The sequence below is a fragment of the Bacillus cereus group sp. MYBKT111-2 genome, assembly GCF_051915205.1.
Classification (GTDB): domain Bacteria; phylum Bacillota; class Bacilli; order Bacillales; family Bacillaceae_G; genus Bacillus_A; species Bacillus_A paranthracis.
On record NZ_JBQAEG010000006.1, the window covers coordinates 193,203 to 217,195 of the forward strand.

The following is a 23,993-nucleotide window of genomic DNA, read 5'->3' on the forward strand; positions in this document are numbered from 1 at the left end:
ACTCCGCTTCAAGGCATAGAAGAAGACCACTTTTGTAAAAATGAGATTTGTGATGGCCAAAGGACAACCAATCATCCAATAACCGATCACACTGTTACTTTTTACCGATGACCAATAATGGGAAAAGAGGTCGATGACCAATATTGAAAATTATTTTTCTTCTTCTATGAAAAGGGTGTACCAAATTAATTTGGTACACCCTTTTATATTATTGTTACTTCTATTCTGAACGAGCTGTTTTCGCTTTTAGTTGTTATCCAGCTCCAGCGGCTAGAATCTCCGGTCATTTCGCTCTCTCGCTCGAAGCAAAGAACGCTTCAAGGTCGAGAGTTCCAAATAGCCTGCGATTCTGAGTGAGCCGCTTCCGCTTTTAGATATTATCCAGCTCCAGTGGCCAGCTCTTCGCATCTAAGAACCTCCCGCACGAAAGGTAAAAAGCACCTTTTGTGCGAGAGAACCTTAGCTGGTCAGAGCTAAACGGGCCCCTTCCACTTTTAAACTGGCCTCACTAATTCAAATTGTTCTCCTAGTTTTGCGTAGTTGTGTCCTGCTAGGCGGCTTACTGGTTTTAGTCCTTCTGCGTGAATGCGTCCTTTTTCGTATAGGTGGTCTGCGACGTGGAAGCGAACGACGCGTCCGATTAGTAAATCGCAAGCTGGTGAGTCTTCTGTTCCGCCAAGGGGGATTGCGCGTTCTAGCACGCATTCCATTCGAATATTTGCTTCTTTTACACCTGGAACGGAGATGACATCACTTTCAATTGGTGTTAATTTTGCTAATTCAATTTCACTTTCATTTGGAGGGAGATTTGCTGCTGTTTCGTTAATTGCCGCTACATATGATTCATCAGAGATATGTACGACAAATTCTCCTTTTTCAATTGCGTTTCGGGAAGTGTCTTTTCTTTCTCCAGCTTTTCGTTGTACAGAAACTGAAATAAGTGGTGGATTTGCAGCAACGATGTTGAAGTAACTATATGGTGCACCGTTTAAGACGCCGTCTTTTGTTACAGAAGTAACGAATGCGACAGGGCGTGGAATAATACTTCCTGTAAGTAATTTGTAATTCTCTTTTTCCGATTGTTCATTTGGATTAATGGATAACATGATTGAAATCCCCTTTCTAAATATGACGACTTATTGTTTGTTTACAAGATGTTAGTGGAAAACTCCTGCTGAAAATAATATTTTTATTACATAAAAAGAACTTACTTCAACCACAATGAAGTAAGTTCCACCTAAATAATCTCGAATTCAAGATAAAAATTATAGTAAAACGTATGCGCCAGGACCGATTAAAGCTACACCGATAGCAACAGCGATTAACATTAAGTTATATTCATATCCATTTTGAGTTACCCAGTAACCGTTTTTTCCATGAACAGTGAAGATCGCCATTAACATTGTTCCAACGATAAATAATGAACCGATTGCAGTGAAAATACCTGATGCGAATAAGAAACCACCTAATAGTTCAGTTGCGCCAGCCATAAATGCCATAAATACACCAGGGCGTAAACCGATGGATTCCATCCAGCCACCTGTTCCTTTTAAACCGTAACCGCCGAACCAACCAAATAATTTTTGAGCACCATGACCCATGAATGTAATACCTATAATAAGACGAATAATAAGAAGACCGAAATCCATCATTTTTGAAAACCTCCTAAAAGTTATTAACTTATCTTACGTAAGTAATAATAAAATAGTTACTTACTTTAGTCAAGTGGATTTCGAAAAAAGTTTGAAATTAATTTTACAAATTAGCGACAAAAAATAAAATGTAGTAAAGACCTCTAGACAAGTTGGGTAAAAAAAGAGAAAATATAAGTAGAAGTTAACTTCTTATTGTTATTCAGACAATCAGAATTGACTGGAATTTTGTGAGACGCTACAATAAGAGTCTAGTAGCAATGACGTAATTTATTTCGAAAGCGTTTTTACAGTATAATATTCGAAGTATGAAGTCTTACGTTTATTCTGATCTTTAATAGAGATTGCCCTATAAACTTTTAGGTAAATTATAAGGAGGACTATCCTATGTTTAAAAAATTATTCGGTCTTGGTTCAAAAACAAATGAAGAAACAATTGTAGCTCCATTAACTGGAGCGGTGAAAAATATTGAAGAAGTACCAGATCCAGTATTCGCTGGTCGTATGATGGGTGACGGTGTTGCAATCGATCCTACTGAAGGTGTAGTTGTATCTCCGGTTGATGGTGAAATCGTACAATTATTCCATACGAAACATGCAATTGGAATTAAAGCGAAAAACGGCACAGAAATTTTAATCCACGTTGGATTAGAAACTGTAAAAATGGAAGGCGAAGGTTTTGAAGCTCACGTTTCTGAAGGACAAGCTGTAAAAGCTGGAGATAAATTAATCTCATTCGACTTAGAATTAATTCGTGAAAAAGCGAAAAGCACAATTACTCCAATCGTTATTACAAACACAGATGCAGCTGAGTCTATTAAGACAACTGTAGGTGTAACTGCTACAAAAGGTTCAACAGAAGTAATGAAAGTTACAATGAAATAATTATCACATGAAAGGAATCCGTTTCATATGAAATGGATTCCTTATTTTGTTTTGTAGTCTGTTCCTTATATATGGTAAAATACTTTGGGCACTTGGAAATAGGGTTTCACATATATGTGGATAAGGCGCATTTTTCTTAGAAAAAATATAAGAGAAATGCGCCTTTCGTATATTCACATTTCTTTTGTTCTATTGTAAGGTACGCTATGATAAAAGGAAGGAAATAGAGAAAAGGGGTGGGTTTAGATGAAACGAGTATTATTTGTTTGCACTGGAAATACATGCCGTAGTCCGATGGCTGAGGCGTTACTGCGCCATTATGGAGAAGGTAAGTTTGAAGTGCAATCTGCTGGTGTTTTCGCCTATCCTGGAAGTGATGCGTCGGTACATGCAAAGGAAGCTTTAGCTGAAAAGGGAATTGCAATCGATCATGCTTCGCAGCAGGTAAACGAAGCCTTAATTGATTGGGCAGATATTGTAGTAACAATGACGGAAAACCATAAGGAAATTATCCTTGGGCATTATCCAAGTGTTGAAGGGAAAGTAGATACATTATATGGAGTAACTGAGGGGATGAGTAAGGATATTTCAGATCCGTTCGGCGGATCTCTCTCTATTTATAAAGAAACATTAAAAGAGATGGAAAAACTTGTACAAACTTTACTGAAAAAACATTCAGAAGGTTGATGTTTCGTGTATAATACGATATTGGAGATCACTTCGTCCCATTAAAGGATTAAGTGAGAATGAAGATAATGGATTGAAACTTTGGAGGGGTAAAAATGAAAGTAGTAGTAGCATCTGATCACGGCGGTATGAATATCCGTAAAGAACTTGTAAGTTTATTAGAAGAGTTAAATATTGAATATATTGATTTAGGTTGTGAATGTGAAGCTGGTTCTGTTGATTACCCTGATTTTGCGTTTCCAGCAGCGGAAATGGTAGCAAATGGCGAAGTAGATCGTGGTATTTTAGTTTGTGGGACAGGCATCGGTATGTCAATTGCTGCAAACAAAGTAAATGGTATTCGTTGTGCGTTAGTTCATGATACTTTCAGTGCGAGAGCAACGAGAGAGCATAACGATACAAACATGTTAGCAATGGGCGAGCGTGTAATTGGTGCTGGTCTAGCACGCGACATCGCAAAAATTTGGTTAACAACTGAATTTGAAGGCGGCCGTCACGAAAACCGCGTAGGAAAAATTAAAACATACGAAGCAAAGTAATAGATTCTAACTAGAAGCAGTAGGAAATATAATTTGGTGAACCAACCTGTGAAAGGAAGAGGCGTAATGACAGAAATCGTAAAGGTAAGAGAACAGCTACAAATTTCGCTTTCTGATTTCCAAGAACAAGCTTCATTACAAAGTGGTCAAATTTTTGTAGTGGGGTGTAGTACGAGCGAAGTGCTAGGAGAAAGAATTGGGACATCAGGAACGATGGAAGTAGCAGAGGCGATTTTTTCTGAGTTAAAACAATTTCAAGAACAAACAGGTATTGAGTTGGCGTTTCAATGTTGTGAGCATTTAAACCGTGCTTTAGTAGTTGAGAAAGAGTTGGCGATGAAATATCAATTTGAAATTGTAACAGTTACGCCTGTTAGATCAGCAGGTGGTGCATTAGCAACATATGCTTATCACAATTTGAAAGATCCGGTAGTAATTGAGTTTATTAAAGCAGATGCGGGAATGGATATTGGTGATACATTTATCGGTATGCATTTAAAGCACGTAGCTGTTCCGGTTCGTACTAGTGTGAAGGAAATTGGAAGTGCACATGTAACGATGGCAACAACACGTGGAAAGCTAATTGGTGGAGCACGTGCTGTTTATGCGGCGAAGGAAGAGACTATCACTTGCCGTTAAAGTTATGAATAAGGTATGTTGTCTGACTTTATTATAGAAGAAAGAAAAGACCGATTTTCGGTCTTTTTTTTCTTTTATGATATAGAAAGTCATGTTAGAATGTAGTTGAAAACATGAAGGTTCGAAAGAATTACAACCTGAATTTTCGTTTTTTCTGAATAAATAAGAAAAAACTGTTGGGAATCGATGTAATTCGTTCAGAAAAGGGGGATTTTGGTGGATCATTTAAAACGTCAAGATGAAAAGGTATTTGCTGCAATTGAGGCAGAACTAGGAAGACAGCGTTCGAAGATTGAGTTAATTGCTTCGGAAAACTTCGTAAGTGAAGCAGTAATGGAGGCGCAAGGTTCTGTTTTAACGAATAAGTATGCTGAAGGATATCCTGGGAAACGTTACTATGGTGGTTGTGAACATGTAGACGTAGTAGAAGATATCGCACGTGATCGCGTAAAAGAAATTTTCGGCGCAGAGCACGTAAATGTTCAACCGCATTCTGGTGCACAAGCGAACATGGCAGTATACTTCACGATTTTAGAGCAAGGCGATACAGTACTTGGTATGAATTTATCTCATGGTGGTCACTTAACACACGGAAGCCCTGTTAACTTCAGTGGAGTACAATATAATTTCGTAGAATATGGCGTGGATGCTGAATCTCACCGTATTAATTACGATGATGTATTAGCAAAAGCGAAAGAACATAAACCAAAATTAATCGTTGCAGGTGCAAGTGCATACCCTCGTGTTATCGATTTCAAACGATTCCGTGAGATTGCAGATGAAGTGGGCGCATACTTAATGGTTGATATGGCACATATCGCTGGTTTAGTAGCTGCTGGTTTACATCCAAACCCAGTACCACATGCACATTTCGTTACAACGACAACACATAAAACGTTACGTGGCCCACGTGGTGGTATGATTTTATGTGAAGAACAATTTGCAAAACAAATTGATAAATCCATCTTCCCTGGTATTCAAGGTGGTCCACTTATGCACGTAATCGCTGCAAAAGCTGTTGCGTTTGGTGAGGCACTTCAAGATGATTTCAAAACATATGCACAAAATATCATTAACAATGCGAACCGCTTAGCTGAAGGTCTTCAAAAAGAAGGACTTACACTTGTTTCTGGTGGAACAGACAATCACTTAATCTTAATTGATGTTCGTAACTTAGAAATCACAGGTAAAGTAGCAGAGCATGTATTAGACGAAGTTGGTATTACTGTGAACAAAAATACAATTCCATTTGAAACAGCAAGCCCATTTGTAACAAGTGGTGTACGTATCGGTACAGCAGCTGTAACATCTCGCGGTTTCGGTTTAGAAGACATGGATGAAATTGCTTCACTTATTGCTTACACATTAAAAAATCATGAAAATGAAGCTGCATTAGAAGAAGCGCGTAAGCGTGTAGAAGCGTTAACGAGCAAATTCCCAATGTACACAGATCTATAATAGATTGAAGAAGGCTGCTGAGACATAATTGTTTTAGCAGTCTTTTTTGTGGACATATATTGTTCTTTAAGTATGTATACAAATGATGAATAAATTTTGGCGATATAATGAAGGATACAGCTCCCATAATTGGTAAAGATACTAGATAGATTCATCGGAAATCATGACTTTTCCAAATTTGCCCTTGAATATTAGGAGTGTTTTCTTTACAATCGTAAATAGTGTAAAAAAGCGTGCAAACGCATGAATATCATCTAAAGGAGAGATTCACATGGGAAAACTGTATGTATTTGATCACCCGTTAATTCAACATAAGATTACATATATTCGCGACAAGAATACAGGTACGAAAGATTTTCGTGAATTAGTGGACGAAGTAGCAAGCTTAATGGCTTTTGAAATTACTCGCGACCTTCCACTTAAAGACATTGAAATTGAGACTCCTGTAAGCAAAGCGACAACAAAAGTGATCGCTGGTAAAAAACTTGGTTTAATTCCGATTTTACGTGCAGGTTTAGGAATGGTTGATGGAATTCTGAAATTAATTCCAGCAGCAAAAGTAGGACACGTTGGCTTATACCGCGACCCTAAAACATTGCAACCGGTAGAATACTATGTGAAACTTCCAACGGATGTAGAAGAGCGTGACTTTATCGTACTAGATCCGATGCTAGCAACAGGTGGTTCTGCAGCTGAAGCAATTAACTCTCTGAAAAAGCGCGGTGCAAAACAAATTAAATTAATGTGTATCGTTGCAGCTCCAGAAGGAGTAAAAGTAGTACAAGAAGAACATCCTGATGTTGATATTTATGTAGCAGCATTAGATGAGAAATTAAATGACCACGGATATGTAGTACCAGGTCTTGGTGATGCTGGTGACCGTTTATTCGGAACGAAGTAAGACAACTGACGAGCAGGGGGATTCCTCAGCTCGTCTTTTTTTGATGTAAGCAAGTAGGGGAGGGGAGAGGATAAATATACATAGTATATACAACATAAGGTGCATACACATCACATATAATATAGAAGTCTTACGTCTAAAGAGCACTATATTATGGAAGGAAAGCGTTATATCGTAAAAATATAATAGTGACAAACTTGTGAACATTTCCTTCTATTATAAAGAGAAAACTGTTAGAAATTTCATATCTCTAACCAGTATTTAGAAGGGGAACGTTTTCATTTTTGGGAGGAAATGACTAATACTCAAATTTTTTGATTTTTTACGATTTCTCGTTGACACTGTTAATACCCTATTGTATGCTAACAACGGGGATAGATGGTAGGGCTTTCAGTGACAAAAATACATCTATTCCGTGACGAAAATGTAAACTTTTTATTTTGTCTAGGATTTATGCAAAAAAATGAGTTATTATTAACACATCGTGAATGAGGGTTACATATTGGAGGGATGAATCCTTGCAAAAAAACGATCGCAGCCATATAAAAGCTTATGCTTTAATGTCAGGTATTCTTGCTCAGTTAGTCGGTTCTATTCTTGTTGGGATCTTTGGTGGGCAGTGGATTGATAATAAGGTTGGAACGTTTCCATTGTTTCTTATTATAGGGTTATTACTCGGATTAGGAACAGGGGTATACGCAATGATTCGACTCATTCGACATTACTATTCGGGAGAGCAATGATGATAGACGTACATGGACTTGTCCAAAGACAAAAGAAATATATGTACTACTTGCTTGCGCTTCTAGTGCTAGGATGGGGATTCACCTCTTACAAGGATGTATTTCTTGGACTGATTATCGGAACGATTTTCAGTTTTCTTAGTTTGCGCATCATTGCACGTAGGACAGACAAGCTGTTGGATCGCGTGACAAATGGAGAAAACGTGAAGTTTAAGGCGACAGCGGTAAGTACATATTCAAGATTCGCCACGATTGGGTTATTAATTTTATTTGCAGCCAAATATCAAGAGTTAATTGCGATGTGGGGCTTAGGTGTAGGATTGCTGACAGGATACCTTGTCATGATCATAGATTTTCTTTATTTAGAGTATAAGAGCAGGGAAGAGAGGTGAATTACTAGTGGAACACGGTAAATTAGTTGAATTTCTAGGTTTAACGTTCGATTTGTCATCAGTTATGATGGTTACTGTAGCAGCAGTTATTGTTTTCTTAATCGCTGTTATCGGAACTCGCAGCTTAGCTCTTCGCCCAACAGGAATGCAAAACTTCATGGAATGGGTGTTTGACTTCGTGAAAGGGATTATCAATAGTACGATGGACTGGAAAACAGGTGGACGTTTCTTAACGCTTGGCGTTACGCTTATCATGTTTATCATCGTATCGAACTTCCTTGGTTTACCATTCATGTATTCAGCAACTGAAGCTGGCGAACATATTGCATGGTGGAGATCACCAACGTCTGATCCAGCAGTTACATTAACATTAGCCGTGATGGTAGTTACCCTCACCCATTATTATGGAATTAAGATGAAGGGTACGAAAGAATACGTAAAAGGTTATTTCCAACCTATGAAATTCTTATTCCCATTAAAGGTTATTGAGGAGTTTGCTAACACATTAACGTTAGGTCTTCGTTTATTTGGTAACATTTATGCAGGTGAGATCTTATTAGGATTACTTGCTAAGTTGGGCGGAGCATCATTCCTTGGAGCATTAGGTGCACTTGTACCGATGTTAGCATGGATGGGATTCAGTGTATTCGTTGGATCAATCCAAGCATTTATTTTCGTTATGTTAACGATGGTTTATATGGCTCATAAAGTAAGCCATGACCATTAATATAATTTAAGTAAGAAAAAATTTATTTTTTTATAATACAAAGGAGGACAAATTAAATGAGTTTAGGTGTAATCGCAGCTGCAATTGCAATTGGTTTATCAGCATTAGGTGCAGGTATTGGTAACGGTCTTATCGTATCACGTACAATCGAAGGTGTTGCTCGTCAACCAGAATTAAAAGGCGCACTTCAAACAATTATGTTCATCGGGGTTGCTTTAGTTGAGGCACTTCCAATCATCGGTGTAGTTATTGCATTCATCGTAATGAACAAATAAGGGAGACTCCCCTTACATAGATGGCGAAGAGTGTTTTTCCGAACTTTCTTCGCCATTGCTTTATGAACGAAACGTATGTCTTTTTTTTTCATATGATCAATTTAGATATTTTGAAGGGAGTGAATCCTTGTGCCAACTTTATTATTAGGGGCTGCCATTCCATTTGGAACGATTGCTTATACATTGTTCATTTTCTTACTTCTATTAGTAATGCTACGCAAATTCGCGTGGGGTCCTTTAATGGGGATTATGAAAGAACGTGAAGAGCATGTTACTAATGAAATCGACGCTGCAGAAAGAAGTAACGCTGAAGCGAAGAAGTTAGTAGAAGAACAACGTGAAATGTTAAAACAATCACGTGTTGAAGCACAAGAGTTAATCGAAAGAGCGAAAAAACAAGCTGTAGATCAAAAGGATGCTATTGTTGCTGCTGCGAAAGAAGAAGCAGAATCAATTAAAGCATCTGCTGTACAAGAAATTCAACGCGAAAAAGAGCAAGCGATTGCTGCTTTACAAGAACAAGTTGCTTCTTTATCTGTTCAAATTGCTTCTAAAGTAATTGAAAAAGAATTAAAAGAAGAAGATCAAGTGAAGTTAATTCGCGATTATATTAAAGAAGTAGGAGAAGCGCGATGAGCAATGGGATTGTAGCAAAACGTTATGCTGTCGCTCTTTTTAAAATTGCTAAAGAAAAACACGTATTAGAAATGTTTGAAGAGGAATTAAGCCTTGTACAAAACGTTTATGTAAAGAACGGAGAACTACATAGCTTTTTAACGCAACCAAACATTTCAAAGGAACAAAAGAAAACGTTTCTTGCAAACGTATTCGGGTCTGTTTCTGAATCTATTTTAAATACGTTATATATTTTAATTGATAACAAACGCATTGATATCTTACCTGAAATTGCAGATGAATATGTTGTTCTTGCTAATGAAGAACGTAACGTAGCGGACGCAACTGTATATTCTACTCGTCTTCTATCGGAAGAAGAGAAGCTTAACATTGCAGAAGCATTTGCAAAGAGAACAGGAAAAGATGCAATTCGCGTAAAAAATGTTGTAGATGAAGATTTACTAGGCGGCATTAAAGTACGTATTGGAAATCGCATTTATGACGGAAGTTTACAAGGAAAATTAGCACGTATTCAGCGTGAATTAATGAAGAATAGATAGGGGTGAAGCACATGAGCATCAGAGCTGAAGAAATTAGCGCACTGATAAAGCAACAAATCGAGAACTATCAGTCTGAAATCGAAGTTAGTGATGTTGGTACAGTTATCCAAGTTGGTGACGGTATCGCGCGTGCTCATGGTCTTGATAACGTTATGGCTGGTGAACTTGTAGAGTTCTCTAACGGCGTTATGGGACTAGCACAAAATTTAGAGGAAAACAACGTAGGTATTATCATTTTAGGACCTTACACAGAAATCCGTGAAGGTGACGAAGTTCGTCGTACTGGTCGCATCATGCAAGTACCAGTAGGAAAAGAACTAATTGGTCGTGTTGTAAACCCATTAGGTCAACCAGTTGATGGTTTAGGCCCAATCAATACAACAAACACTCGTCCAATCGAAAGTCCAGCACCAGGTGTAATGGATCGTAAATCTGTTCATGAGCCACTTCAAACAGGTATTAAAGCGATCGACGCTCTTGTACCAATTGGCCGTGGTCAACGTGAGTTAATCATCGGTGACCGTCAAACAGGTAAAACAGCAGTTGCACTAGATACAATCATTAACCAAAAAGATGAAGATATGATTTGTATCTACGTAGCAATCGGACAAAAAGAATCAACTGTACGTAACGTAGTAGAAACACTACGTAAGCATGGTGCATTAGAGTACACAATCGTTGTAACTGCATCTGCTTCTCAACCAGCTCCATTATTATACCTAGCTCCTTATGCTGGTGTAACAATGGGTGAAGAGTTCATGTACAATGGTAAACACGTATTAGTAGTATATGATGACTTATCAAAACAAGCAGCAGCTTACCGTGAGCTGTCATTACTATTACGTCGTCCTCCAGGTCGTGAAGCTTACCCAGGGGATGTATTCTACTTACATTCTCGCTTATTAGAGCGTGCAGCAAAATTAAGTGATGCAAAAGGCGGCGGTTCTTTAACTGCACTACCTTTCATCGAAACACAAGCAGGGGACGTATCAGCTTACATCCCAACAAACGTAATCTCAATTACGGATGGACAAATCTTCTTACAATCTGACCTATTCTTCTCTGGCGTACGTCCAGCGATCGATGCGGGTACTTCTGTATCTCGTGTAGGTGGATCTGCTCAGATTAAAGCAATGAGTAAAGTATCAGGTACACTTCGTCTTGACCTTGCATCTTACCGTGAGTTAGAAGCGTTCGCTCAGTTCGGTTCTGACCTAGATAAAGCAACTCAAGCGAAACTAAACCGTGGTGCTCGTACTGTTGAGGTATTAAAACAAGGATTACACAAACCGTTACGTGTAGAGAAACAAGTTATCATTCTTTACGCTTTAACACGTGGATTCCTAGATGATATCCCAGTAGTAGATATCACTCGTTTCGAAGAAGAATTCCATGCTTGGTTAGATTCTAATGCGACTGACTTATTAGAAGAAATCCGCACAACTAAGAAACTTGCGGATGACGACAAATTTGCAGCAGCAATTAACGGATTTAAAAAAGTATTCGTAGCTTCTGAGTAATAAAAAGTGAAGCCGACTGTTTAGCCCCATCGGCTAAGAGGCGGAACTAGATTAATAAAAGCGGAAGCGGCTCGTCCTGAATGTGAGGGGGATGGAGCTTCTGACGAAGAGGCGGTTTTTGCCTCGTAGGAAGAAGTGAAGCCACCGAGCATTCAAGCCGCTGGAGCTAGATAATATATAAAGGCATCTCAATTTCTGAGATTGCTGACGGTTATGTAAAGGAAAAGAGTAGGTGCACCTATTCTTTTCCTTCAATCATGAGCAAGAATATCTTGCAACGTAGATTAGGAAGAGAATTCTTACTAATCGTGCCAACTTCCGGAAAAAAGGTGGTGAAAACCTGTGGCATCTTTACGCGATATAAAAGCGAAGATTAACTCGACAAAGAAAACGAGTCAAATTACGAAAGCGATGGAGATGGTATCTGCATCTAAGTTAAACCGTGCAGAGCAAAATGCTAAATCTTTCGTTCCGTATATGGAAAAGATTCAAGAAGTAGTAGCGAGCATTGCGCAAGGAAGTAAAGGAATTAATCATCCAATGCTAAATGCGCGTCCTGTAAAGCGTACAGGATACATCGTTATTACATCTGATCGCGGACTAGCAGGTGGTTATAACAGTAACGTATTACGTACAGTAAGTAACGTAATTCGTGAACGTCATAATATGGATTCAAACCAATATTCAATTATTGTGCTTGGACGACTAGGACGTGATTATTTAAAACGTCGCGGCTTTAACATCATTGATGAAGTAGTTGGATTATCTGACCACCCATCATTTACTGATATTAAAGACCTTGCTTCTCGAGCAATTGCGATGTTCGCAGATGGTGCTTATGATGAGCTGTATATTTACTACAACCATTACGTAAGTAAAATTTCACAAGAAGTAACGGAAAATAAAATTTTACCGCTTACTGATGTGGCGTCTGATAAACCGACGACAGCTTATGAATTCGAACCTTCTGAAGAAGAAATTTTAAAAGTACTATTGCCACAATACGCAGAAAGCTTAGTGTACGGTGCATTACTAGACGGTAAAGCAAGTGAGCACGCAGCGCGTATGACAGCAATGAAGAGTGCTACAGACAACGCAATGGAAGTTATCGATTCACTTACACTTTCATTCAACCGTGCGCGTCAGGCAGCGATTACGCAAGAAATTACGGAAATCGTTGGTGGAGCAGCAGCGTTAGAATAGTAATAAAAAGCGTAGGCGGTTCGTTCAGAATGAGAGGGGGATGGAGCTTTTGACGTAGAGGCGATTTGTGCCTCGCAGGAAAAAGCGAAGCCTCCGAACATTCTAACCGCCGGAGCTAGATTCAATAAAAAGCGTAGGTGGCTTGCCCAGAAGGGGAGGGCATTGGAACTCCTGACAAAGAGGCGTTCTTTGCCTCGTAGGAAGGCGCGAAATGACCGACTGTTCTAGCCGCTGGAACTAGATTCAATAAAAAGCGGAAGCGGCTCTGTCAAAAGAGTCGCGTAAGCTATAAACTAATAAAAAATGAAAAGCTAACTGCTCGTAGAAAGTTGGCTAATTAAAAGAAAGCTAGGAGGGAACCCGATGAATAAAGGGCGCGTTACGCAAATCATGGGTCCGGTTGTAGACGTTAAGTTTGATGGCGGAAAGCTACCAGAAATCTACAACGCCCTTACGGTAAAACAGAGCAACGAAAACGGAACAAGCATTAACTTAACATTTGAAGTTGCACTTCATTTAGGTGATGACACAGTTCGTACAGTTGCAATGTCTTCCACAGATGGACTTGTTCGTGGCACAGAAGTAGAAGATACTGGTAAAGCAATTTCTGTACCAGTTGGTGATGCAACACTTGGTCGTGTATTTAACGTATTAGGTGATGCAATTGACTTAGATGGTGAGGTTCCTGCGGATGTACGTCGTGATCCAATTCACCGTCAAGCACCTGCATTCGAAGAATTATCTACTAAAGTAGAAATTCTTGAAACTGGTATTAAAGTAGTAGACTTACTTGCTCCTTACATTAAGGGTGGTAAGATCGGTCTATTCGGTGGTGCCGGTGTAGGTAAAACGGTATTAATTCAGGAATTAATCAACAACATCGCACAAGAACACGGTGGTATCTCTGTATTCGCTGGTGTAGGTGAGCGTACTCGTGAGGGTAATGACTTATACCACGAAATGAGCGATTCTGGCGTAATTAAGAAAACTGCGATGGTATTCGGACAAATGAACGAGCCACCTGGAGCACGTCAACGTGTTGCATTAACAGGTTTAACAATGGCTGAGCATTTCCGTGATGAGCAAGGACAAGACGTTCTTCTGTTCATCGATAACATCTTCCGTTTCACGCAAGCGGGTTCTGAAGTATCTGCCCTTCTTGGTCGTATGCCATCTGCGGTAGGTTACCAACCAACACTTGCAACAGAAATGGGTCAATTACAAGAGCGTATTACATCTACAAATAAAGGGTCTATCACGTCTATCCAAGCGGTATATGTACCAGCCGATGACTATACTGACCCAGCACCAGCTACAACGTTCGCTCACTTAGATGCAACAACAAACTTAGAGCGTCGTTTAACGCAAATGGGTATTTACCCAGCCGTAGATCCATTAGCATCTACATCTCGTGCACTTTCTCCAGAAATCGTAGGAGAAGAGCATTATGAAGTGGCTCGTCAAGTACAGCAAACTTTACAACGTTACAAAGAGCTTCAAGATATCATCGCTATCTTAGGTATGGATGAGTTATCTGAAGAAGATAAGTTAGTTGTACATCGTGCTCGTCGTATTCAATTCTTCTTATCTCAAAACTTCCACGTAGCGGAGCAGTTTACAGGTCAAAAAGGTTCTTACGTACCTGTAAAAGAAACAGTTCGTGGTTTCAAAGAAATTCTAGAAGGAAAATATGATGACCTTCCAGAAGATGCATTCCGCCTTGTTGGTAGCATTGAAGAAGTTATTGAAAACGCGAAGAAAATGATGGCGTAAGGCCTTAGGAGGGACGAAGTATGAAGACATTTCCAGTCAGTATTGTAACTCCTGATGGACCGGTTTACGAAAAAGAAGTAGAGATGGTAAGTGTAAAAGCAGAGAGTGGGGAAATGGGGATTTTACCAGGTCACATTCCAACTGTTGCACCATTAAAAATTAGTGCAGTTCGTCTGAAAAATGGTGGACACACTGATTATGTAGCAGTAAGTGGTGGCTTTATCGAAGTTCGTCCAGATAAAGTAACTGTATTATCATCATCTGCTGAAGAAGCAAACCATATCGATATCCATCGTGCAAATGAAGCGAAGCGTCGTGCTGAGCAACGTCTGCAAGATAAACAAGCACATGTTGACTTTAAACGTGCAGAAATGGCATTACAACGTGCTGTGAACCGTTTAAACGTTTCCGATATGAAATAAAAAAATCCGTAAAGGCTTTGCCTTTACGGATTTTTTTATGTAGTTTATGGATAATTTTACAAAAATGGTATAATTATATTGGTGCTTGTATAAGTAGAGAATGTACAACAATTTATAAAGGGGATGAATAAATGATCGGTGAAATGAAGCGAGAAGCATTGCACTCTTTAAAAGGAAAATGGGGACTAGGTGTTGGATCAACGATTTTATATCATATTATAAGTTACGTCGTTTCAATGGCTGTAATGCTTATCCTATCAATTCCAGCAGTTATAATAGTTCTTTTATTGTCTATTTCAACTGGTTCCATTGAAGAAGACGCGATGGCAATTGGAGCTGCTATTACGTTTGGGCTTTTTTACTGCCTTATGATAATTTTAAGTTATGCGGCTTATGGCATTACCTCATACGGTTATACGAATTTGTTTCTACAAATAAGTAAACGAGAAGATGCTAGAGTAGATTATTTATTTGAAGGATTTCGTGGTTTTAAAAGAATGATGAAAACAATGTGGGCTATGCTTGCGATTTTGTTATATACAGGTACATGGGTTCCGATGTTAGGAACGATTGTATTTGGGCTATTAGGTTTTCTTGATGAGAATGCAAATCCATCATTTATAATTGTTTTCTTTATTTTATTAGCTATTTCGTTTATTGTAATGGCTATTTTGTATTTTTCATATTCGATGACATATTATGTGATGGTTGAAAAACCAGAATATAGTGTTTCGCAGGCAATGAAAGAAAGTAAGAATCTGATGAAGGGGCACAAATTAGATCTATTTCTTTTATGGCTAAGCTTTATAGGGTGGGCCATTTTAGCGATTTTTACACTTGGAATAGGATTTCTATGGCTTAGTCCGTACGTGAGTACAACGACAGCGCATTTTTATCGCTACATTTCAAAGGGTGAATTGCAGTAGGAGTATGCTATACTAATAGAATTATTGTGTATAGGAGGCGAGGCTAAACATGATTAGTGATTTAAAAGGAGAAGCACTGGATTCATTAGAAGGGAAATGGGGATTAGCTGTCGGGGCGACATTACTTATTTCAATTCTAATCATGATTTTTAGTTTTAGTATTGAGTGGGGATTTTCTTCAATTTTTGATTGGAAAGAAACGAAAAATTCAATTTCAATAAATATCATTACATTTTTTGTTACTGGGCCTTTAACTTTAGGTGGATATTATCTTGCTTTAAATATCCTTCGTGAAAAGCAAGCTAGTATCGGTAATGTGTTCATTTGGTTTTCAGAGGGAAAGAGATTTTTAAAGTCATTTTTATTATATTTATTAGTAAATTTTTATCTTTTCTTATGGACGTTACTGTTCATTATCCCAGGCATTATTAAATCATTTTCTTATGCGATGACGTACTTTATAATAAATGATCACCCTGAGTATTCTATGAATCAAGCGATTACAGAAAGCCGTCGTATGATGGATGGACATAAGATGGAGTATTTCATTTTATGTTTGAGCTTTATTGGTTGGTTTATATTAAGTTGTATTACACTCGGGATTGGATTCCTATGGCTAATTCCATATTTTTATACGACGTCAGCAGCCTTTTATGAAGAGATTGCAGAGGAGTATTACGAGAAAAAAACTCCGACATTTTAAAGTAAATAGCATGATAAAAACACCCAGTATGAGCTATTGATTCATACTAGGTGTTTTTTGTAGAAATCTTATAAATTGATGACTAGTAAGTGGTTTACTGAAATAGTAACCTTGCATATATTTACAGTTGTTCTTTTGTAGAAACTTAAGTTGTTTTTCTGTTTCAATTCCTTCAGCAACGACAGAAAGGTTTAACGTATTTGCAAGGGAAAGGATAGTGGAAACGATGGCCCTTTCTTCAGGCCGATGATCAGCTAGTTGTGTAAATTCTCTCGGTACTTTTAATGTATCAATAGGGAAAATGGATAAATAAGCGAGAGAAGAATAGCCGGTCCCGAAGTCATCAATGGACGTTTGAATACCATATTCCTTTAATTGCTTTAGCTTGGATAATGTTTCTTTTTCATCGATCATTGCAATTCGTTCTGTTAACTCAAGTGTTACATCTTTTGGATCGACTTTAACGTCTGTTATTATTTGTAAAATATTTGTGATTAAATTATTTTGTTGGAACTCTTTAGCTGATAAGTTAACACTTATTTTTAAATCTTTATAGCCAAAAGTATGCCATATTTTTAGCTGACGACAAGATTCATTTAATACCCAATGACCAAGTGGAATGACTTGAGGAGTCTCCTCTACAATTGGAATGAACTCACATGGTGGAATTTCACCTAGGAGTGGGTGTTTCCAGCGTAGTAATGCTTCAGCACCAATAATCTTTTTCGTCGTAATATCAATTTGTGGTTGATAGACGAGATAAAATTCTTCTTTTACTAAAGCGAGTGGTAAATCTTTTTCAATTCGAGCTTTTCGTTCCATTTTTTTATACAATTCTTTTGTGTACAGAGAGCTACCATTTTTTCCTTTATTTTTTGCTTCGTACATGGCCATATCAGCATGTTGTAAAATTGATAACGGATCTTCACCTGCTTCAGGGTATATTGCTATCCCGATGCTCGGTGAGATTTGTAAATGTTGATTTTCAATTTCGAATGGTTCGTTCATGGCTGCTACAATTGTATCAGCTATTTTTTTTACATCTGGCCTCTTTTTATAATTTTCGATAAGGATTGTGAACTCATCTCCAGCTAATCGGGCAAGCTTCATATTTGGTGTCGCTATACTTTCGAGTCTTTTTGCTACTGCAATTAATAGAAGGTCTCCTACCCTATGACCGAGGGTATCGTTAATAACTTTAAAGCGATCTAGGTCAAGAAACATAACAGCAAAAGGCATTTTTGATATTTTGGATCGCGCAATTGCTTGTTCTACATATTGATGAAATGCACGTCGATTTGCAAGCTCTGTTAGTGTATCATGATATGCTAAAAAATTAATTTGTTCTTGTTGTTGTTTGCTTTCTGTAATATCTTTAATCATTAAATAAACTCCAGAAATATGATCCTTTAAAAAGATAGGAACAGCTGTCACATGCAAGTAGTAAATATCTCTATTTTTATGATATGCCCGTATTTCTAAAGAAATAGATTTCCCCTTTTTTACGCGATGAAAGGCATTAATGATTTCTTCCAAATCTTCTTCATACGTAAGTGAATAGTAAGGCTGATTTAATAATTCATTCGTTTGATAACCGAGTAAAGTCGTACCAGCGTTATTCACGTTAAGAAAATTACCGTATAAATCTAATGTGAAGATTGGATCTGGATGATGCTCGTATAAAGATTTAAACATTTGTTGGTTATGATACAGTTCATTTTTTTGTTCTACTAAATCTTCTGTACGCAGTTCAATTTGTTTTTCGAGTTCTGAGTTGAATTGCATTTGGGCTAATAATAATATTTTATTTTGTTTTCGAACTAAACTATGGCGTATGAGAACGAAGGAGAAAGTTATCATAAGCCCAATTACTATAATAGGCGCAAAAACATATTCGACTAATATGAAAACAATAAGCATTACGACAGAAATATAAGGTAATGATAATCTGATCGCTTCCCCAAATTTAGGTGTTAATAGCACTTGTTCTTGTTTTTCAGGTTCTTTTGTATGGATAATACATGCGATTGCTACTAGTACTAAAGTTACTTGATAAAGAGGAGTAACTGTAAACATAGAATACTCGGGTATGAAGTATTTGATATAAGCATAAATCGCATCTGTAGTAGCATATAAAAGTAAAGCACTGCCAAGAAGTGCGCCAACCTTTTTGGATAATAAAGATAAAGGCTTGAATAACAGATTAATTCCTATGAGGAAAAAGAGTAAATCGGTCATTGGATAAGTAAGTTGAACAAATATGTCGATATAGGATGTTGAAGAAATGTGAATGGTTCTTTCAATAAGTAAGTAGTAACTTAAAGTAAATTGTGCTGTAACAATAATACAAATATCACATATCATAAAAAGCTTTTCTAATAAATCTCGGTTATAAATGATTTCATATAGAAAGGCGAATGCAAAGCTAATTAAAAAAAGTAAATAAAAAAAGTCGGAGGGATCAACGAATGTATAGTAGTCCTTTAAAATTAAACGTTGATAGGCAACGACGATATCCCCGATGAAATAAGAGAGAGTTCCAACGCATAATATCGTCCAAAATAAACGAGGTAACCCTTCTTTCATATTTGAAAAATAAAGTATATAACTACAAGCGATAATATCAATGAATAAGGTACTCATTCCAATTAATATTTGAAAGGGAAATGAGTATTCATATAGAAAAGGCATTGCCACGTAATGAATTACTATAGATAGCAATGTAATGCTTATAAGAATACTTACATGTGTTTGTTTTTTCATCTATCTCACCCACGGTATATACATATAAATTCCTCTTTTGTATTTTTTATAGTTTCTTAAAAAACATATATAACCTATATACTTATTTTGCGCAAGTATAGCAAGTTATAAAAACAGATTTTAATAATTCTCGTTTCTGTCCCCAACATATCGACATAGGAATTTGAAGTTTGCTATAATGATTAAAATAGTTGCATTATTTAGAAAAATTTAAAAATAATAATTACTGCAACTAGGACATATTGTTTACTAAGTGAACTTGTTCTTAATTTAGGGGGGAGGGTTTCACAATGGCAAGTGTATATGAAAATAGTTATATGATCGTTTTGATTTTCTTGCTATTAGGTATATTGCTGCCGGTAGTGGCTCTTACATTAGGAAGGATGCTGCGCCCAAATAAACCAAGTGCAGCGAAAGCGACGACGTATGAGAGCGGGATTGAGCCTTTTCATGATGCGAATATTCGGTTTCATGCTCGTTATTATATTTTTGCTTTATTGTTTGTCATCTTTGATGTAGAAACTTTATTTTTATATCCATGGGCTGTTGCATATGACAACCTCGGTTTATTTGCACTGATTGAAATGCTCATCTTTGTTGTAATGTTGCTAGTTGGATTAGCGTATGCTTGGAAAAAGAAGGTGTTACAATGGTTATAAATTTTGAGGAATTACATCCAAATGAGCGAGCGGAATTAGAACGAAATATCTTTTTTTCTACATTGGAACAGTTGAAAGGATGGGCGCGAAGTAATTCTTTATGGCCGATGACATTCGGACTGGCATGCTGTGCAATTGAAATGATGGGAGTAGGTTCATCACATTATGATTTAGATCGATTTGGGTCATTTTTTCGGACTTCACCAAGGCAATCGGACGTTATGATTGTATCGGGAACGGTAACGAAGAAGATGGCTCCTATTGTTCGGCGCTTATATGACCAAATGCCTGAACCGAAATGGGTTATTGCAATGGGATCTTGTGCGACAGCAGGTGGTCCATATGTAAATTCGTACGCTGTTGTGAAAGGTGTAGATCAAATTGTGCCAGTTGACGTGTATATCCCTGGTTGCCCACCAAATCCTGCAGCTTTAATTTATGGAATTAATAAATTAAAAGAAAAAATTCGTTACGAAGCAAAGACGGGAAAGCAGGTGACGAATAAATGAGTGATCCTAACAAAGACTTAGAGGATTTAAAAAGAGAAGCGGCTAGGCGTGCGAAAGAAGAGGCGAGAAAGCGTCTCGTTGCGAAACATGGTGTGGGAATAAGTAAACTTGAGGAAGAAAATCACGAAAAAGAGAAAGCGCTACCAAAAAATGACGATATGACTATAGAAGAAGCAAAACGACGTGCAGCCGCGGCGGCAAAAGTAAAAGCAGCGGCGTTAGCGAAACAGAAAAGAGAAGGAATAGAAGAAGTAACGGAAGAGGAAAAGGCAAAAGCGAAAGCGGCGGCGTTAGCAAAACAAAAAAGAGAAGGAACAGAAGAAGTGACGGAAGAGGAAAAGGCCAAAGCAAAGGCGAAGGCAGCAGCGGCGGCAAAAGCGAAAGCGGCGGCGTTAGCGAAGCAAAAAAGAGAAGGAACAGAAGAAGTGACGGAAGAGGAAAAGGCCAAAGCAAAGGCGAAGGCAGCAGCGGCGGCAAAAGCGAAAGCGGCGGCGTTAGCGAAACAAAAAAGAGAAGGAACAGAAGAAGGAACAGAAGAAGAAAAGGCCAAAGCAAAGGCGAAGGCAGCAGCAGCCGCAAAAGCGAAAGCAGCGGCGTTAGCGAAGCAAAAAAGAGAAGGAACAGAAGAAGTGACGGAAGAAGAAAAGGCCAAGGCGAAAGCAAAGGCTGTGGCGGCCGCAAAGGCAAAAGCAGCGGCGCTAGCGAAGCAGAAAGCTTCGCAAGGTGATGGGGATTCGGGAGATGAAAAGGAGAAGGCAATTGCAGCAGCGAAGGCAAAAGCGGCAGCGGCTGCAAGGGCGAAGATGAAGGGTGCTGAAGGTAAGAAGGAAGAGGAAGCGAAGCAGGAAGAGCCATCTGTGAATCAACCGTATTTAAATCAGTATGTTGAAGTTATTAAGGGAAAAGTAGGAGAGGGTGCTATAGTAGATTGCTACATTAATAAACTTTCCAAAGATGTACCAACTCTTGTAGTGGAGTCCTCAAAATATTATGAAGTAATGGAGTTACTGCGATTCCATGAGGGACTTGCATTTGATTATATGTCAGAGCTACATGCGACGGATTTTATGACACATATGGAAGTGTATGTTCATTTATTTTCATATGGAAAGAAACAGTCAGTAGCGGTGAAGGTGAAGTTGGATAGGGAAGCACCGCAAGTGGAATCGGTGACAGCGCTTTGGAAAGGGGCAGATTGGCCAGAGCGGGAAGCGTATGATTTGCTCGGCATTGTATTTAAGGGGCATCCGAATTTATCACGTATTTTAATGCCTGATGATTGGATAGGACATCCGCTTAGGAAAGATTATGAGCCGTATGATGTGGAGGTGTAGCTAATGATCCGTACGGAAGAAATGCTTTTGAATGTAGGTCCTCAGCATCCGAGTACGCACGGTGTGTTCAGGCTCGTTATTAAAATTGACGGGGAAATTATTAAAGAAGCTACACCGGTTATTGGATATTTGCATCGCGGGACCGAAAAGATTGCAGAGAGCTTACAGTATACGCAAATTATCCCTTATACAGATCGGATGGATTATTTATCGGCTATGACGAATAATTACGTCATTTGCCATGCTGTAGAGACGATGATGGGGATTGAAATCCCAGAGCGTGCCGAATACTTGCGAGTACTTGCGATGGAGCTAGGAAGAATTGCAAGCCATCTCGTTTGGTGGGGGACGAATCTTCTTGATATAGGAGCGGTCAGCCCGTTTCTGTACGCGTTTCGTGAACGAGAGATGATTATAAATTTATTAAATGAATTATGCGGGGCCCGGCTTACTTTTAACTATATGAGAGTTGGTGGTGTGAAGTGGGATGCGCCAGATGGTTGGATTGAAAAGGTGGAAGAGTTTGTTCCGTATATGAGAGAGCAATTGGCAGGGTATCATGATCTTGTTAGCGGTAATGAGATTTTCTTAAATCGTGTGAAAGGCGTTGGTATATATAGCGCGGAAGAAGCGATCTCGTATTCTTTAAGCGGAGCAAATTTGCGGTGCACTGGAGTAAACTGGGATCTTCGCAAAGATGAGCCATATTCGATTTATGATCGTTTTGATTTTGATATTCCTGTTGGGAGCGTGGGGGATGCTTGGGATCGCTACGTTTGCCGAATGCAAGAAATCGAGGAGTCTTTAAAGATTGTTGAGCAAGCGGTTCAACAGTTCCCGAAAGAAGGAGCAGTACTTGCGAAAGTACCGAAAATTATTAAGGCTCCTAAAGGGGAAGCATTCGTCCGTATAGAGTCGCCGCGAGGAGAGATTGGTTGCTATATTGCTAGTGACGGAAAGAAAGAGCCGTACCGCTTGAAGTTTCGCAGGCCGTCTTTTTACAATTTGCAAATTTTACCGAAGTTATTGAAAGGCGAAAACATCGCCAATTTAATTACGATTTTAGGTGGAGTGGATATTGTACTTGGGGAGGTTGATGGCTAATGATTGAAACGCTCTTACAATCACCTTCTAGCTGGACGAATTTCTTCATTTTTTTCGGATTAGCGGTGCTCCTATTATTTGCAGTCCTTGGTTTCGTTACATATGGTATTTTGGCAGAACGGAAAGTGATGGGTTTTATGCAAGGGCGGATTGGGCCAAACCAAGTCGGGGGCCGGTTTGGTCTGTTGCAAACGGTAGCCGATGTTTTAAAACTATTATTGAAAGAAGATAGTATTCCGAAGGCGGCAGATAAACCGTTGTTTATATTAGCACCTGTCATTGCGTTCGCACCAGCATTTATGGTGCTTGCAGTCATCCCATTTACTGATAAATTTCAGTTTGCGGATATTGGCGTAGGCTTACTGTATTACATTGCCGTTTCTGGCATTACGACGATTGGTGTCGTAACCGGAGGATGGGCATCGAATAATAAATATTCCCTTTTAGGAGGGATGCGTGCAGCGGCGCAAATGATTTCTTATGAAATTCCGCTCGTAATGAGTGTAATTGGGATCGTTTTGTTAGCTGGTAGCTTAAATTTAAATGAAATCGTAGCAGCGCAGGAAAATGTTTGGTACATTTTCGTGCAACCAATCGGTTTCATCGTATTTTTAATCGCAGCAGTAGCAGAGTTAAATAGGACGCCGTTTGATTTACCAGAAGCTGAGTCGGAGCTTGTTTCTGGATATCATACGGAATACTCAGGGTTTCGCTGGGCGTTCTTTATGCTTTCAGAGTACGTATATTTCTTCGGGATGGCATCTTTAATTACAGTGCTCTTTTTAGGCGGATGGAATCCAGTTATGTTCCTTGGATTTATCCCAGGTGCCGTATGGTTTGCTTTAAAGTTTAGCAGTGTAGTTTTTCTATTAATTTGGTTCCGCGTTACGTTTCCGCGTATAAGAGGTGATCAGTTAATGGAGTTTGGCTGGAAAGTATTATTGCCAATTGCGCTTGCAAATATTTTCTTAACGGCATTGATTAAGGAGTTATTCTTCTAATCT

At 38.6% G+C, this 23,993-nt stretch carries 27 protein-coding genes; 24 read left to right on the forward strand and 3 right to left on the reverse strand.

The window, feature by feature from the left end; all coding sequences use genetic code 11:
* Positions 1 to 494 precede the first annotated feature (494 nt).
* On the reverse strand, positions 495 to 1,106 hold the full coding sequence (locus ACTFNE_RS18385) for a flavin reductase family protein (RefSeq protein WP_270705217.1): 612 nt from the start codon (positions 1,104 to 1,106) through the stop codon (positions 495 to 497).
* A 159-nt stretch (positions 1,107 to 1,265) separates the two neighbouring features.
* Positions 1,266 to 1,652, reverse strand: a complete 387-nt coding sequence (locus ACTFNE_RS18390; protein WP_000968618.1) for a DoxX family protein — start codon at positions 1,650 to 1,652, stop codon at positions 1,266 to 1,268.
* A 387-nt stretch (positions 1,653 to 2,039) separates the two neighbouring features.
* Here ACTFNE_RS18390 and ACTFNE_RS18395 point away from each other — a divergent pair, with 387 nt between their 5' ends.
* The 19 genes from ACTFNE_RS18395 (at position 2,040) to ACTFNE_RS18485 (ending at position 16,620) form a co-directional block, all read left to right on the forward strand.
* The gene (locus ACTFNE_RS18395) at positions 2,040 to 2,537 is read left to right on the forward strand and encodes a PTS sugar transporter subunit IIA (protein ID WP_000473666.1); all 498 of its coding nucleotides are present in this window, start codon (positions 2,040 to 2,042) and stop codon (positions 2,535 to 2,537) included.
* Between the two features lie 246 nt (positions 2,538 to 2,783).
* The gene (locus ACTFNE_RS18400; protein WP_046198002.1) at positions 2,784 to 3,224 is read left to right on the forward strand and encodes a low molecular weight protein arginine phosphatase; all 441 of its coding nucleotides are present in this window, start codon (positions 2,784 to 2,786) and stop codon (positions 3,222 to 3,224) included.
* Between the two features lie 95 nt (positions 3,225 to 3,319).
* Positions 3,320 to 3,763: a ribose 5-phosphate isomerase B gene (rpiB, locus tag ACTFNE_RS18405; RefSeq protein WP_000869919.1), complete on the forward strand. Its 444-nt coding sequence runs from the start codon at positions 3,320 to 3,322 to the stop codon at positions 3,761 to 3,763.
* A gap of 66 nt (positions 3,764 to 3,829) precedes the next feature.
* A complete protein-coding gene (locus ACTFNE_RS18410) occupies positions 3,830 to 4,402 on the forward strand; it encodes a TIGR01440 family protein (protein ID WP_000136362.1) in 573 nt (190 codons plus the stop codon).
* Positions 4,403 to 4,618: 216 nt separating this feature from the next.
* The gene (glyA, locus tag ACTFNE_RS18415) at positions 4,619 to 5,860 is read left to right on the forward strand and encodes a serine hydroxymethyltransferase (RefSeq protein WP_000349816.1); all 1,242 of its coding nucleotides are present in this window, start codon (positions 4,619 to 4,621) and stop codon (positions 5,858 to 5,860) included.
* Between the two features lie 271 nt (positions 5,861 to 6,131).
* A complete protein-coding gene (gene upp / locus ACTFNE_RS18420) occupies positions 6,132 to 6,761 on the forward strand; it encodes a uracil phosphoribosyltransferase (RefSeq protein ID WP_000517539.1) in 630 nt (209 codons plus the stop codon).
* Positions 6,762 to 7,139: 378 nt separating this feature from the next.
* The gene (locus ACTFNE_RS18425) at positions 7,140 to 7,253 is read left to right on the forward strand and encodes a DUF4024 domain-containing protein (protein WP_270705218.1); all 114 of its coding nucleotides are present in this window, start codon (positions 7,140 to 7,142) and stop codon (positions 7,251 to 7,253) included.
* A 26-nt stretch (positions 7,254 to 7,279) separates the two neighbouring features.
* Positions 7,280 to 7,504: an AtpZ/AtpI family protein gene (locus ACTFNE_RS18430; RefSeq protein WP_001171223.1), complete on the forward strand. Its 225-nt coding sequence runs from the start codon at positions 7,280 to 7,282 to the stop codon at positions 7,502 to 7,504.
* Positions 7,504 to 7,896, forward strand: coding sequence for an ATP synthase subunit I (locus ACTFNE_RS18435; RefSeq protein WP_000567600.1), 393 nt, complete (start codon positions 7,504 to 7,506; stop codon positions 7,894 to 7,896). Before ACTFNE_RS18430 ends, ACTFNE_RS18435 begins: the two co-directional genes overlap by 1 nt.
* Positions 7,897 to 7,903: 7 nt before the next feature.
* Entirely contained in the window at positions 7,904 to 8,623 is a 720-nt protein-coding gene (gene atpB, locus ACTFNE_RS18440) for a F0F1 ATP synthase subunit A (RefSeq protein WP_000399870.1), read from the forward strand.
* A 56-nt stretch (positions 8,624 to 8,679) separates the two neighbouring features.
* Positions 8,680 to 8,898 (forward strand): F0F1 ATP synthase subunit C, encoded by a 219-nt coding sequence (gene atpE / locus ACTFNE_RS18445; protein ID WP_000052064.1) that lies wholly within the window; start codon positions 8,680 to 8,682, stop codon positions 8,896 to 8,898.
* A 129-nt stretch (positions 8,899 to 9,027) separates the two neighbouring features.
* Positions 9,028 to 9,534 (forward strand): F0F1 ATP synthase subunit B, encoded by a 507-nt coding sequence (gene atpF / locus ACTFNE_RS18450; RefSeq protein ID WP_001142617.1) that lies wholly within the window; start codon positions 9,028 to 9,030, stop codon positions 9,532 to 9,534.
* Positions 9,531 to 10,073, forward strand: a complete 543-nt coding sequence (gene atpH / locus ACTFNE_RS18455) for a F0F1 ATP synthase subunit delta (RefSeq protein WP_270705219.1) — start codon at positions 9,531 to 9,533, stop codon at positions 10,071 to 10,073. Before atpF ends, atpH begins: the two co-directional genes overlap by 4 nt.
* Before the next feature lie 11 nt (positions 10,074 to 10,084).
* A complete protein-coding gene (gene atpA / locus ACTFNE_RS18460; protein ID WP_000027518.1) occupies positions 10,085 to 11,593 on the forward strand; it encodes a F0F1 ATP synthase subunit alpha in 1,509 nt (502 codons plus the stop codon).
* Between the two features lie 342 nt (positions 11,594 to 11,935).
* A complete protein-coding gene (gene atpG / locus ACTFNE_RS18465) occupies positions 11,936 to 12,796 on the forward strand; it encodes a F0F1 ATP synthase subunit gamma (protein WP_000157696.1) in 861 nt (286 codons plus the stop codon).
* 363 nt (positions 12,797 to 13,159) lie between these two features.
* The gene (atpD, locus tag ACTFNE_RS18470; protein WP_001032602.1) at positions 13,160 to 14,569 is read left to right on the forward strand and encodes a F0F1 ATP synthase subunit beta; all 1,410 of its coding nucleotides are present in this window, start codon (positions 13,160 to 13,162) and stop codon (positions 14,567 to 14,569) included.
* Positions 14,570 to 14,589: 20 nt separating this feature from the next.
* On the forward strand, positions 14,590 to 14,991 hold the full coding sequence (atpC, locus tag ACTFNE_RS18475) for a F0F1 ATP synthase subunit epsilon (protein ID WP_000847211.1): 402 nt from the start codon (positions 14,590 to 14,592) through the stop codon (positions 14,989 to 14,991).
* A 131-nt stretch (positions 14,992 to 15,122) separates the two neighbouring features.
* Entirely contained in the window at positions 15,123 to 15,917 is a 795-nt protein-coding gene (locus ACTFNE_RS18480; protein ID WP_000578788.1) for a DUF975 family protein, read from the forward strand.
* 49 nt (positions 15,918 to 15,966) lie between these two features.
* Positions 15,967 to 16,620, forward strand: a complete 654-nt coding sequence (locus tag ACTFNE_RS18485) for a DUF975 family protein (protein ID WP_046198004.1) — start codon at positions 15,967 to 15,969, stop codon at positions 16,618 to 16,620.
* A gap of 33 nt (positions 16,621 to 16,653) precedes the next feature.
* On the opposite strand, the gene ACTFNE_RS18490 is transcribed toward ACTFNE_RS18485, so the two are convergent.
* On the reverse strand, positions 16,654 to 19,383 hold the full coding sequence (locus ACTFNE_RS18490) for a putative bifunctional diguanylate cyclase/phosphodiesterase (protein WP_270705220.1): 2,730 nt from the start codon (positions 19,381 to 19,383) through the stop codon (positions 16,654 to 16,656).
* 290 nt (positions 19,384 to 19,673) lie between these two features.
* On the opposite strand from ACTFNE_RS18490, the gene nuoA reads away from it, so the two are divergent.
* Genes nuoA through nuoH form a run of 5 tightly spaced genes read left to right on the forward strand, consistent with a single transcriptional unit; the run spans position 19,674 to position 23,990 of the window.
* Complete coding sequence (gene nuoA / locus ACTFNE_RS18495; RefSeq protein ID WP_000179275.1) at positions 19,674 to 20,042, forward strand: NADH-quinone oxidoreductase subunit NuoA; 369 nt, start codon at positions 19,674 to 19,676, stop codon at positions 20,040 to 20,042.
* Entirely contained in the window at positions 20,033 to 20,551 is a 519-nt protein-coding gene (gene nuoB / locus ACTFNE_RS18500; RefSeq protein WP_000236331.1) for an NADH-quinone oxidoreductase subunit NuoB, read from the forward strand. Before nuoA ends, nuoB begins: the two co-directional genes overlap by 10 nt.
* The gene (locus tag ACTFNE_RS18505) at positions 20,548 to 21,885 is read left to right on the forward strand and encodes an NADH-quinone oxidoreductase subunit C (protein ID WP_439998241.1); all 1,338 of its coding nucleotides are present in this window, start codon (positions 20,548 to 20,550) and stop codon (positions 21,883 to 21,885) included. The genes nuoB and ACTFNE_RS18505 overlap by 4 nt, the downstream gene beginning before the upstream one ends.
* A 3-nt stretch (positions 21,886 to 21,888) precedes the next feature.
* Entirely contained in the window at positions 21,889 to 22,989 is a 1,101-nt protein-coding gene (gene nuoD / locus ACTFNE_RS18510) for an NADH-quinone oxidoreductase subunit NuoD (protein ID WP_270705722.1), read from the forward strand.
* Positions 22,989 to 23,990 carry an NADH-quinone oxidoreductase subunit NuoH gene (gene nuoH, locus ACTFNE_RS18515; RefSeq protein ID WP_000573429.1) on the forward strand — a complete coding sequence of 334 codons (1,002 nt, stop codon included), beginning with the start codon at positions 22,989 to 22,991 and terminating at the stop codon, positions 23,988 to 23,990. The genes nuoD and nuoH overlap by 1 nt, the downstream gene beginning before the upstream one ends.
* Positions 23,991 to 23,993 lie beyond the last annotated feature (3 nt).